Genomic DNA, 1,193 nt, shown 5'->3' with positions numbered 1-1,193 from the left:
AGAGCAGTGCCGCTTCGCTTTTTCTCAGCGGCGCGGGGTGTGCATAATACGCTTTCCCGCTACAGAGTCAAGCATTTATTTTTGCTTTCTCTGCCGGAATTCTCAGGAGAACCCCGCTGACCCGGCGGCGTGTTTGCCGTTGTTCCGTGTCAGTGGTGGCGCATTATAGGGAGTTATTCCGGCCTGACAAGCGAAAAATATAAAAACTTTATCGTTCGCTCATTTTTCAGGCAAAACATCTTAAATATAGTCTTTTCCGTCTAACTTATAGACAAAAACGAGCCCCGAAGGGCTCGTTTTATCATTTACTGGACGGCGACAATCCGGTCTTCATTAACTTCCAGGCGAATCACTTTACCCGGAACCAATTCACCAGACAGTATTTGCTGTGCCAGCGGGTTTTCGATCTGCTGCTGGATAGCACGTTTCAAAGGACGTGCACCATAGACTGGATCGTAACCGTTCTCGCTCAGCAGTTTCAGCGCCTCGTCAGAAATGTGGATTTCATAACCACGTTCTTCCAGACGTTTGTACAGACGTTTCAACTGAATCTGCGCAATCGAGGCAATGTGCTGTTCACCCAGCGGATGGAAGACCACCACTTCATCAATACGGTTAATGAATTCCGGACGGAAGTTATGGCTTACCACACCGAGCACCAGCTCTTTCATGTGCGCATAATCCAGTTCACCGAAGCGTTCCTGAATCAAATCGGAACCGAGGTTAGAGGTCATAATGACAACCGTATTACGGAAGTCGACCGTTCTCCCCTGCCCGTCAGTCAGACGACCATCATCCAGTACCTGCAACAGAATGTTGAAGACATCCGGATGCGCTTTTTCCACTTCATCCAGCAGGATGACGGAATACGGACGACGACGCACAGCTTCGGTCAGGTAGCCACCTTCTTCATAACCGACATATCCCGGAGGCGCACCAACCAGACGAGACACCGAGTGTTTCTCCATAAACTCGGACATATCGATACGGACCATCGCCTCGTCGCTATCAAACATAAAGTTCGCCAGCGCCTTACAAAGCTCAGTTTTCCCCACACCCGTTGGGCCGAGGAACAGGAATGAACCAATCGGGCGATTTGGATCCGCCAACCCCGCACGGCTACGGCGAATAGCGTTAGATACCGCATCAACCGCTTCGTTCTGACCAATGACGCGATGGTGCAGTTCTTGCTC

Annotated in this window: 1 protein-coding gene; it reads right to left on the bottom strand. The window is 50.5% G+C overall.

Features of this window, described 5'->3' with window-relative positions; all coding sequences use genetic code 11:
- Positions 1-305: 305 nt before the first annotated feature.
- The coding region (locus QZF50_RS23670; RefSeq protein WP_290389043.1) for an AAA family ATPase at positions 306-1,193 on the bottom strand (888 nt) is incomplete at its 5' end.

The organism is uncultured Escherichia sp., assembly GCF_948475835.1.
Lineage (GTDB): Bacteria > Pseudomonadota > Gammaproteobacteria > Enterobacterales > Enterobacteriaceae > ECMA0423.
The sequence above is the reverse complement of the archived record's forward strand: the minus strand, read 5'-3'. Positions and strand labels throughout refer to the sequence as shown.